Annotated in this window: 7 protein-coding genes; 3 read left to right on the top strand and 4 right to left on the bottom strand. The window is 71.1% G+C overall.

Annotation, left to right across the window (positions count from 1 at the left end; all coding sequences use genetic code 11):
• The first annotated feature begins 256 nt into the window (after positions 1–256).
• From CWC38_RS09440 to xylB, 3 genes are all read left to right on the top strand, one after another.
• Positions 257–1,663 (top strand): class II fumarate hydratase, encoded by a 1,407-nt coding sequence (locus CWC38_RS09440; protein WP_121846508.1) that lies wholly within the window; start codon positions 257–259, stop codon positions 1,661–1,663.
• Between the two features lie 233 nt (positions 1,664–1,896).
• Positions 1,897–3,639: a pyruvate dehydrogenase gene (locus tag CWC38_RS09435; protein WP_121846507.1), complete on the top strand. Its 1,743-nt coding sequence runs from the start codon at positions 1,897–1,899 to the stop codon at positions 3,637–3,639.
• Positions 3,640–3,844: 205 nt separating this feature from the next.
• On the top strand, positions 3,845–5,257 hold the full coding sequence (gene xylB, locus CWC38_RS09430; protein WP_121846506.1) for a xylulokinase: 1,413 nt from the start codon (positions 3,845–3,847) through the stop codon (positions 5,255–5,257).
• A 140-nt stretch (positions 5,258–5,397) separates the two neighbouring features.
• Here the strand turns inward: xylB and CWC38_RS09425 are convergent, their stop codons facing one another.
• The 4 genes from CWC38_RS09425 to CWC38_RS09410 form a co-directional block, all read right to left on the bottom strand.
• Positions 5,398–6,930 (bottom strand): mannitol dehydrogenase family protein, encoded by a 1,533-nt coding sequence (locus CWC38_RS09425; RefSeq protein WP_121846505.1) that lies wholly within the window; start codon positions 6,928–6,930, stop codon positions 5,398–5,400.
• Positions 6,931–7,057: 127 nt separating this feature from the next.
• A complete protein-coding gene (locus CWC38_RS09420) occupies positions 7,058–7,810 on the bottom strand; it encodes a GolD/DthD family dehydrogenase (protein WP_121846504.1) in 753 nt (250 codons plus the stop codon).
• A 2-nt stretch (positions 7,811–7,812) separates the two neighbouring features.
• Positions 7,813–8,304 (bottom strand): ribose-5-phosphate isomerase, encoded by a 492-nt coding sequence (locus CWC38_RS09415; protein ID WP_121846509.1) that lies wholly within the window; start codon positions 8,302–8,304, stop codon positions 7,813–7,815.
• Between the two features lie 8 nt (positions 8,305–8,312).
• Positions 8,313–9,582 (bottom strand): dihydroxyacetone kinase subunit DhaK (locus CWC38_RS09410; RefSeq protein ID WP_121846503.1); only part of this gene is annotated, 1,270 nt, incomplete at its 5' end.

Below are 9,582 nucleotides of genomic sequence, written 5' to 3'. Positions count from 1 at the left end.
CCCACACCCCGGCGGTGACGCTGTGAAGTGGAGCAAATGCAGATTCCGCGGTGCGGCTGCGCATTTGCTCCACTTCACAGCGTCTGGCTCCCGCGGACGACGCCGCACGGTCAGGTGACGTCTCCCGCGGCACCGTTGCCGGTTGGTCGGCGACGCCGCGGGGGCACCCGGGCGGGCGGCGTCGTCGTCCGTCACGGGAGAGCGGCTGCGCGGACCCTGCGGGCGCGGTGCGGCGCGGGTGCCTACACTGAGAGCCATGGCTGAAAACACCGAGTACCGCATCGAACACGACACCATGGGCGAGGTGCGCGTGCCCAAGAACGCGCTCTACCGTGCCCAGACGCAGCGCGCCGTGGAGAACTTCCCCATCTCCGGCACCACCCTGGAGCGCGAGCACATCCGGGCGCTGGCCCAGGTGAAGAAGGCCGCCGCCACCGCCAACGAGGAGCTGGGGGTGCTGGACGCGCAGCGCGCCCAGGCCATCCGTGACGCCGCGGACGCCGTGGCCGCGGGCGAGTGGGACGACAACTTCCCCATCGACGTGTTCCAGACCGGCTCCGGCACGTCCTCCAACATGAACACCAACGAGGTGCTGGCCACGCTCGCCTCGCGCGCGCTCGAGTCCGCCGGGGTGGAGGTCCACCCCAACGACCACGTGAACGCTTCGCAGTCCTCCAACGACGTGTTCCCCACGTCCGTGCACGTGGCCGTGACCAACGCCCTGATCAACGACCTCAAGCCCGCCATGGAGGTGCTCGCCACCTCCCTGGAGAAGAAGGCCGCGGAGTTCAAGGACGTGGTGAAGTCCGGGCGCACCCACCTGATGGACGCGACCCCCGTGACCCTGGGCCAGGAGTTCGGCGGCTACGCGGCGCAGGTGCGCTACGGCATCGAGCGCATCGACGCCTCCCTGCCGCGCGTGGCCGAGGTCCCGCTGGGCGGCACCGCCGTGGGCACCGGCATCAACACCCCGGACGGCTTCTCGGCGCGCGTGATCGAGCTGCTGGCTGAAGAGACCGGGCTGCCCCTCACGGAGGCCCGCAACCACTTCGAGGCGCAGGCCAACCGCGACGGTCTGGTGGAGGCCTCCGGGCAGCTGCGCAACATCGCGTACTCGTACATGAAGATCATGAACGACATCCGCTGGATGGGCTCCGGACCCAACACGGGCCTGGGCGAGCTGCACATCCCGGACCTGCAGCCGGGCTCCTCGATCATGCCGGGCAAGGTCAACCCCGTGATCTGCGAGGCGACCATCCAGGTGGCCGCCCAGGTGATCGGCAACGACACCACCGTGGCGCTGTCCTCCACCAACGGCGCGTTCGAGCTCAACGTGGGCATCCCCGTGATGGCGGCGAACCTGCTGGAGTCCATCCGCCTGCTCGCGAACGCCTCACGCGTGGCCGCGGAGAAGATGGTGGACGGGCTACAGGCGAACGAAGAGCGCTGCACGTTCCTGGCCGAGGCCTCCCCCTCGATCGTGACCCCGCTGAACAAGGCCATCGGCTACGAGGCCGCCGCGAAGATCGCCAAGCACGCCGTGGCCAACAAGGTCACCGTGCGCGAGGCCACCATCGAGCTCGGCTACGTGGACGGTGAGAAGCTCACCGAGGAGCAGCTCGACAAGGCACTGGACGTCACCACCATGACGGGCAGCTACTGAGCACCATCGGCTGATCCGCTCCGCCCGAGGAACCCGGTCACCCCCCCCGGCTGGAGGGGGGGGTGACCAGGTTCCTCGTTCTCGCACGCCGTGGGGCGGGGCACGGCCCACTGTTCCGTTGCCCACAAACCTTTTCTCCCGAAAACACCCGCGGCTAGGCTGGACGGCGAGCACATTCGTCGTGCCCGTCCGGCAACCAGGACCGGCGTGGGCGCAGCATCGGAGGAGACAGCGTGAAACTCGCAGAGCAGATCATCCAGCAGCTCATCGACGCCGGCGTGGAGCGCATCTACGGTGTGGTGGGCGACAGCCTCAACCCCATCGTGGATGCCGTGCGGCGCACCGGCGGCTCCGCCAAGGGCGGCATCGACTGGGTGCACGTGCGCCACGAGGAGGCCGGGGCGTTCGCGGCGAGCGCCGAGGCCCAGCTGACCGGCAAGCTCGCGGTGTGCGCGGGCTCGTGCGGCCCGGGCAACCTGCACCTGATCAACGGGCTGTACGACGCCAACCGCTCGGGAGCGCCCGTGCTGGCGATCGCGTCCCACATCCCCTCCCAGTACATCGGCTCCGGGTACTTCCAGGAGACGCACCCGGACCGGCTCTTCACCGAGTGCTCCGTGTACTCCGAGCTGGTGAGCACCCCGCAGCAGTCCCCTGCCGTGGTCAGCTCCGCCATCCAGTTCGCGGTCACGAGCCCGGGCGTGTCCGTGGTGACCCTGCCCGGTGACCTCGCGGACTCCGACGTGGCCGCCGAGGCCCGCCCGTACGCGGTCCCGGAGCCCAGCGCCGTCGTCCCCTCGGACGAGACCGTCGAGCGCATGGCGCAGGTGCTGAACTCGGCGAAGAAGGTCGCGCTCTTCGCGGGCATCGGCGTGGCCGGCGCCCACGACGAGGTGATCGCCCTGGCGGACACCCTCAAGGCGCCCGTGGGCCACTCCCTGCGCGGCAAGGACCAGATCCAGTACGACAACCCGTTCGACGTGGGCATGACCGGTCTGCTGGGCTACGGCGCGGCGGCCGAGGGGCTGCACGGCGCCGACGTGATGGTCATGCTCGGCACGGACTTCCCGTACGACCAGTTCCTCCCGGACGTCACCACTATCCAGGTGGACACGGACCCCACGGTGATCGGGCGCCGCACGGGTGTAGACATCCCGGTGCACGGTGACGTGAAGTCCACGATCCTCAAGCTGCTGCCCGAGCTCACGGTCAAGACGGACCGCTCGTTCCTGGACAAGACGCTGGCCAAGCACGACAAGCTCATGAACAAGGCCGTGGGTGCGTACACCCGCAAGGTCGAGAAGATGACGCCCATCCACCCGGAGTACGCGGCGTCCATCCTGGACCGGGTGGCGGCCGAGGACGCCGTGTTCACCGCGGACACCGGCATGTGCAACGTGTGGACCGCCCGCTACATCAACCCGCTCGGCACCCGCCGCATCCTGGGCTCCTACCTGCACGGCTCCATGGCCAACGCCCTGCCGCAGGCCATCGGCGCGCAGGTCGCGGAGCCCGGGCGCCAGGTCATCTCGGTCTCCGGGGACGGCGGACTCTCCATGCTGATGGGCGAGCTGCTCACGCTCGCGGCCTACAACCTGCCCGTGACCGTGGTGGTCTTCAACAACTCCACGCTCGGAATGGTCAAGCTCGAGATGCTCGTGGACGGGCTGCCGGACTTCGGCGTGGACGTCCCCCAGGCGGACTACGCCGCGATCGCCCGCGCCGTGGGCATCCAGGGCATCCGGGTGGAGAAGCCCAAGGACCTGGAGTCCGCGTTCACCTCTGCGCTCGCGCACCAGGGCCCGTCCCTGGTGGAGGTCATCACCGACCCCAACGCGCTCTCCATCCCGCCGGAGATCAAGAAGGACCAGGTGTTCGGCTTCGCCACGGCCATGTCCCGCATCGTGCTCAACCGCGGCGCCGGCGAGGCCGTCTCGATGGCCCGTTCCAACCTGCGCAACATCCCGCGCGGCTGACACCCCACGGTCGGGTCCCTCCCGGCCACGCCGCAGAACCGACGACGACGCCGCGGGGCCGCCCCGCGGCGTCGTCGTCCTTTTCGGGCACTTCAGGGACCGCGTTGCGCGGACGCGTCCACGGCACGCTGATGCTCACGGTTCCCGTCGTGGTGGAATGGTGGGACGTCCCGGTCACTGGGCCGCGTCCGAAGGGAGCATCCGCATGGCAGCCGTCGTCGGCATCGACTCGTCCACCCAGTCCTGCAAAGTGGTGGTCGTGGACGCCGCCACGGGGCAGGTCCTGACCCGCGGGAGCGCACCCCATCCGGACGGAACGAGTGTGGACCCGCGGTCCTGGCTGACCGCGCTGCGTGCTGCCTGGGCCGAGGCGGGCGTGGCCTCCCGGGACGACCTCGTCGGCGTGTCCGTGGGGGGTCAGCAGCACGGCATGGTGGCCGTGGACCGCCACGGCGAGCCCGTGTTCGACGCCCTGCTGTGGAACGACGTCCGCAGCGAGCCCCAGGCCCGCCGCATGCTCGAGGACCATGGCGCACAGTGGTGGATGGAGTGGGTGGGCATGTCACCCGTCCCGGCCATGACCCTGTCCAAACTCGCCTGGCTGCGTGAGAACGAGCCCTCAGCGGCCGAACGGGTCGCGCGGGTCATGCTCCCGCACGACTGGCTCACGCTGCAGCTGTGCGGGGAGTTCGTCACGGACCGTTCGGACGCCTCCGGCACGGGGTACTTCGACGCCGCGCACGGCAGCTACCGCCCGGAGCTGCTCCGTAAGTACTTCGGCGCCGTGCCCGAGCTCCCTCGCGTCCTCGCCGCGGACGAGGCCGCTGGGACGCTGTGCCCGCAGTGGGGCGGCGGGGACGGCGTCGTCGTGGGCCCGGGCTCCGGGGACAACGCCGCCGCCGCGCTCGGGCTGGGTCTCGGCGAGGGCGAGGTGGTGGTGTCCGTGGGCACCTCCGGCACGGTGTTCGCATGCAGCCCGGAACCGCCGCGGGACCCCACGGGCGTGACCGCCGGGTTCGCGGACGCCACCGGGCGCTTCCTCCCGCTGCTGTGCACCCTCAACGCGGCCCGTGTGATGACCTCCACCGCGCAGCTGCTGGGCGCGGACCTGGACGAGTTCACGCGCCTGGCCTCCGCCGGGGACGCGGACGCCGGAGGTCTCACGCTGCTGCCGTACTTCGACGGCGAGCGCACGCCCAACCTCCCCCGCGCCACGGGGCGGCTGGAGGGGATGACCCGTGCGTCCCTGACCCGCGAGAACCTGGCGCGGGCCGCAGTGCTGTCCGTGGCGAACTCGCTCGCGGACTGCCTGGACGTGCTGCGCGGCGTGGACGTGGCGGTGCACCGGGTGCTGCTGATCGGCGGCGGCGCGAAGTCCGAGGCGCTGTGCGGCGTCCTGCCGGACACGCTGGGGATGCCCGTGACCGTTCCCCGCTCGGACGAGTACGTGGCCCTCGGGGCGGCCCGCCAGGCCGCGTGGGTGGCCACGGGCGCGTTCCCCGAGTGGCCCCGCGCGGTGAGCCGTGAGCTGCACCCCGCGGAGCGTGGCGACGCCGCCCGCGCCTTCCGCGAGCGCTACGGCGCCGCACGCACCCGCCTGGAGTCCGAACTGGGCTGAGGCCTGCTGACCCACCGTGCCGCACGGGGCCACTGCCCCGCGGCGGCGTGCAGGCTGCCCGGTTCCTCCGCCCCGCCCGGTTCTCCCGCCCCGCCCGTGGTGGGGCGGGACGTGCGTGCGCCGGCTGGAGCCCGGGGCCGCTACTGCGCGAAGCGTGCCACGGCGTCCTCGATGGTGGCCCGCGCCCCGCGCTCACGGAAGCTGCGCAGGGCCGCGGCGTAGAGCCGGGTGAACTCCTCGTGCCGGACGAGGTCCCCGAAGAGGGCCTCGTCCCGGAGGAAGGCGAGCTCGTCCTCGCCGTGGCGCGCGGCGGCGGCCATCACGCGCTCCCGGCGCTGGTCCACCACGGTGATCGCGGCGCCGTTCTCGTCCGTGCCCTCGGCGTAGCGCGCCCACGAGGCCACGATGGTGGCGCTGAGTTCCACCGGCCGGCCCTGGGCCAGGTTCTCGCGGATCACGGGCACCAGCCACGTGGGGATCCGGTCCGAGGACTCCGCACACAGTCGGGCCAGGGTGTCCCGCACGTGGGGGTTCGCGAAGCGCTCCACCAGCTGGTGCTTGTACGCCTCCAGGTCCACCCCCGCCACGGGCCGCAGCGTGGGGGTGGCCTCCCGGTCCATGTACCCCAGCACGTAGGCCACGAACGTGGGGTCCTGGCACACCTCGTGCGCGTACTCGTACCCGGCCAGGAACCCCGGGTAGCACAGCGCCTGGTGGCTCGCGTTGAGCAGCCGCAGCTTCATGAGCTCGTAGGGCTCCACGTCCGGGACCACCTGCACCCCCACCTCCTCGAAGGCGGGGCGCCCGTCCGCGAAGGCGTCCTCCAGGGCCCACTGGGCGAACGGCTCGGCCACCACGGGCCAGCGGTCCGCGACGCCGAAGCGCTCGGCCACCAGCTGCCGGTCCCCGTCCGTGGTCACGGGGGTGATGCGGTCCACCATGGAGTTCGGGAACGGGACGTTGGCCTCGATCCACTCCGCGAGCTCGGGATCACGCAGCCGGGCGTAGGCGGTGAACTGCTGGTGGGCCATGTGGCCGTTGCCCTGGATGTTGTCGCAGGACATCACCGTGAACGCGGGCGTGCCCGCCTCCCGACGGCGCGCCAGGGCCTCCACGACCATGCCGAACACGGTGCTGGGCGGCTCCGCCTCCCGGGCCTGCGCGGCGGCCCGGGCCTGTTCGAGGTCGCGGGCCACGGCGGGGTTCTGCGCGTCGAACAGACCCGTGGAGGAGCTGAAGTTGTACCCGCCCTCGGTGATGGTCAGGGAGACGATCCGTGTGGCGGGATCCGTGAGCCGCGCCATGGCCTCCTCGGGCTGCTCCGGCGCGAAGACGTAGTCCACGATCGAGCCGACCACCCGTGGCTCCAGGGTGCCGTCCGGGTGCTTGAGCACCAGCGTGTACAGGTGGTCCTGCTCCGCCATGACCTGCTTCATGGCGGCATCACCGGGGAGCACGCCCATGCCGCAGATGCCCCAGTCGAGGTTCTTGCCCTGGTTCATGAGCCGGTCCAGGTACATGGCCTGGTGCGCCCGGTGGAACCCTCCCACGCCGAAGTGCACGATGCCCACGGTCACCGCAGAGCGGTCGTACTCCGGGACCGGGACGTCCAGCTCGCCCAGCACCGCCTGTGAAAGCCGCACCGCGTCCGTGGCGGATGTGTCCTGCTGCATGGCTGCTCCCTCCTGGGCACGGACCGCTTGTGGCCCGCACCACGTCAAACTACCAGTCCCAGGGCCCCGCAGATCTGGGGTGGAACGGCCCGTGGCCCGGGATTCCGCACCGGGCCACGGGCACGACTCAGACGGCGGTGTAGCCGCCGTCGATCACGATGTTCTGGCCCGTGACCATGGCCGCGTCGTCGGAGGCCAGGTACCCCACGAGAGCGGCCACCTCACGCGTCTCCGCGAACCGGCCCACCGGTATGGCCGCCCGCATCTGCTCGCCGGGCTCGCCCTCCCATGCCTGGCGGCCCAGCTCGGTGTCCACGACCGTGGGGGACACCGCGTTCACCGTGACTCCGTGGGCGGCCCACTCCGCGGCGAGCACCCGCGTCATGCCCACCACGGCGGCCTTGGACGCGCAGTACGCCACGTGCCGGTCCAACGCGACCACGCTGGCCTGCGACGCGAGGTTCACGATCCTCCCGCTTCCACGGTCGAGCATGAGCGGGCCGAGGGCCTGGCACACGGTGAAGCTGCCGGTGAGGTTCACGGACAGGGTACGGTCCCACTGCTCGGCGCTTAGTTCGCGGGCCGGAGCCAGCAGCGCGATGCCCGCGCAGTTCACCACCACGTCCACGCGACCATCGAACTCCTCCCGCACCACGGCCGCCAGCGCGGCCACGGAGGACCGGTCGGCCACGTCCACCACCACGGCACGGTGCCGCTCGGGGTGCGGCAATCGGGCCACGGCGGGGGATCCGTCCGCGAGGTCCGCGACAACCACGCGGTCGCCACGCTCCGCGAAGTGCGTGGCGCACTCGAAACCGATGCCGGAGGCACCACCCGTGACCACGACCCCCCGCCTCTCCCGCGCGGCATCCACTGTCATGCTCAGCACCCCTGGCTCTCGGGGGCCACGGGGTGCTGCGCCTCGTAGTTCTCCAATACCTTGATCTTCTCCGCCGAGGAGGACTGCGGATCGAAGGTGTAGCCCAGCCACTCGCGCGCCAGCCGGCGTGCGAGTTCCAGACCCACCACGCGCTGGCCCATGCAGAGGATCTGCGCGTTGTTGGAGAGGATGGAACGCTCCACCGAGAACGAGTCGTGGGCCGTGACCGCGCGGATCCCGGACACCTTGTTGGCACTGATGGCCACTCCCAGCCCGGTGCCGCAGATCAGCAGCGCCCGATCCGCCTCACCGTCCCGGATCTTTTCCGCAGCACCGATGGCCACCGTCGGGTACGGGGTGTGCCCCTCGTTGCCCACGCCCACGTCGATCACCTCGGCCACGCGCTCGTCCCCCTCGAGGTCTCTCTTGAGGACTTCCTTGTACTCGTAGCCGGCGTCGTCGCTGCCGACCACCACTCGCAGCTTCTTGCTCATGGTCTCGCTCACTTTCCGTTGTTCTCGTTGCTGCTGCCGGACACGAAGCCGTCGAGCGCTTGCAGGATCATCCCCATGGACGTGGCCCCGGCGTCCGGGTGCCCGAGGCTCTTCTCGGCGAGCGGGCGGGCTCGCCCCACTCTCGGCCGCAGTTCGGCTGTCCCGCGGGCGGCTTCCGCCGCGATGCGGGCGCCGTCCCGCCACGCCTCCGCCACGGGCTCATCCTGGCTCCGGGTGAGCCGTTCCACGAACGGTAGGAGAGCATCCAGCATGGTCTTGTCACCCAGCTGCGCACCCCCCAATTCCTGGATGGTCTCGGTGAACGCGACGACGCCATGGCGCAGCAGTGCGCCGTCGTAGCCCTCCGCGGCGTCGTCCACGGTGCGAGCCGCGGCCTCCAGCGCTGCGCCCCACAGCACGCCCGAGGTGCCTCCGGCACGTTCCGCCCAGCTCTGACCCGCACGCGCGAGGGAGAACGACGCCCCGGCACGACCCGCCAGCGCCTCCACTGCCTCACGAGCGGCACCGGTGCCCTTTTTCATGCCGCGGCCGTGGTCACCGTCACCCGCGATCGCGTCGATCTCGCCCAGCGCGGTCTCCTCGCGGGCGATCAGCTCGTCGACTGCAACGACCGCGTGGCGCAGCGTCTCGGCGAGCCGGGCGGAAGCCTCCCCGAACTCGGGGATCTCCTCCTCCGAGGAGTCCTGCAGCGCCGCCGCTGCACCGTGGTCGATCTCCTGCAGCGCGGCTGCCTGCTTGCGGTAGGCCGGCGTGTAGGCGCCCGCCCGCCACAGGGGCTCCGTCTCGTCGTCGAGCCATGTCAGGGTCAGGGAGCACCCGCCCATGTCCAGGCTAGTGACGAGTTCTCCGACCTCCGGCTCCACCACGGTCAACCCCCGCTCGTCGAGCAGCCGTGACACATGGCGGAACAGCAGGAACAGCTCCTCGTACTTGGTGGTGCCCAGGCCGTTCACGATCACACCCACTCGGCGGGACGTCTCCGTCCGCGCGTCGTCGAGGATCGGATCGAGCAGGAGATGGGCCAGTTCTCCGGCGCGCGGCATCGGCACGTCCCGGATCCCGGGTTCGCCGTGGATGCCGAGCCCCAGGCCCAGGTGGTTGTCCGGGACGGTGAACAGGGGCTTGTCCGAGCCGGGCATGGTGCACCCGCCGAACGCAACCCCCATGGTGCGTGTGTGCTCGTTCACGTGCCGCCCGATCCGCTCCACCTCGTCCAGGGAAGCGCCACGAGCCGCTGCCGCCCCCATGGCCTTGAAG

This window comes from Kocuria tytonicola, from assembly GCF_003687455.1.
GTDB classification, from domain to species: Bacteria; Actinomycetota; Actinomycetes; order Actinomycetales; family Micrococcaceae; genus Kocuria; species Kocuria tytonicola.
Note: the sequence above shows the minus strand (reverse complement) of the source record. Positions and strands in the feature narration are given on the sequence as shown.

Coding starts and splice junctions, on each gene's coding strand:
- xylB (WP_121846506.1), top strand. CDS start 3,845: ATGGCAGCCGTCGTCGGCATCGACTCGTCCACCCAGTCCTGCAAAGTG.
- CWC38_RS09425 (WP_121846505.1), bottom strand. CDS start 6,930: ATGCAGCAGGACACATCCGCCACGGACGCGGTGCGGCTTTCACAGGCG.
- CWC38_RS09420 (WP_121846504.1), bottom strand. CDS start 7,810: ATGACAGTGGATGCCGCGCGGGAGAGGCGGGGGGTCGTGGTCACGGGT.
- CWC38_RS09415 (WP_121846509.1), bottom strand. CDS start 8,304: ATGAGCAAGAAGCTGCGAGTGGTGGTCGGCAGCGACGACGCCGGCTAC.
- CWC38_RS09440 (WP_121846508.1), top strand. CDS start 257: ATGGCTGAAAACACCGAGTACCGCATCGAACACGACACCATGGGCGAG.